At 65.1% G+C, this 973-nt stretch carries 1 protein-coding gene; it reads left to right on the top strand.

All coding sequences use genetic code 11. From position 1 onward, the window contains the following. The coding region (locus E8E95_RS00040; protein ID WP_280347114.1) for an Ig-like domain-containing protein at positions 1-973 on the top strand (973 nt) is incomplete at both ends.

Genomic DNA, 973 nt, shown 5'->3' with positions numbered 1-973 from the left:
GGTGCAGAATTGGAACGGTGACGTCCCGCAGGTCACCTACACCACCAATACCGGTAGCAGCTCGACGCTGGATATCACCGTCACGGCGGTGAACGACGCGCCGGACACCCACATCACCAGCGCCACCGGCGACGAAGACGCGGCAGGTATCCCGGTCAGCCTCAGCGGCTCGGACTTCGACGGCAGCGTTGCCAGCTTCGTGATCAAGTCCCTGCCCGCCAATGGCGTCCTGCAACTCAATGGCGTCACGCTGGCCATCGGCGACAGCGTCCCGGCCACCGGCAACGGCGCCAGCCTCACCTTCGTGCCCAACGCCAACTGGAACGGCACCACCAGCTTCGACTACGCCGTGGTGGACAACCAGGGTCTGGAGGACAGCTCCCCGGCTACCGGCACCATCACCGTCGCCTCGGTCAACGATGCGCCGGACACCCACGCCGCCAGCGGTTCGGGTAATGAAGACTCCGCCGGTATCCCGGTCAGCCTCAGCGGCTCGGACTTCGACGGCAGCGTCGCCAGCTTTGTGATCAAGTCGCTGCCGGCAAACGGTACCTTGCAACTCAATGGCGTGACGCTGAATATCGGCGACAGCGTGCCGGCTACCGGCAATGGCGCCAACCTCACCTTCGTGCCGAACGCCAACTGGAACGGCACCGCGACCTTCGATTACGCCGCGGTGGATAACCAGGGGCTGGAAGACGCCACTCCGGCCACCGGCACCATCAGCGTGTCGTCAGTCAACGATGCGCCGGACACTCACGCCGCCAGCGGTTCGGGTAATGAAGACGCGGTCGGTATTCCGGTCAGCCTCAGCGGCTCGGACCTCGATGGCAGCGTTGCCAGCTTTGTGATCAAATCCCTGCCGGCCAATGGCACCCTGCAACTCAATGGCGTCACGCTGGCCATCGGTGACAGCGTGCCGGCCACCGGCAATGGCGCCAGCCTCACCTTCGTGCCCAGCGCCAACTGGAAC

Source organism: Pseudomonas sp. BN414, from assembly GCF_029871275.1.
Classification (GTDB): Bacteria; Pseudomonadota; Gammaproteobacteria; order Pseudomonadales; family Pseudomonadaceae; genus Metapseudomonas; species Metapseudomonas resinovorans_C.
The sequence above is the reverse complement of the archived record's forward strand: the minus strand, read 5'-3'. Positions and strand labels throughout refer to the sequence as shown.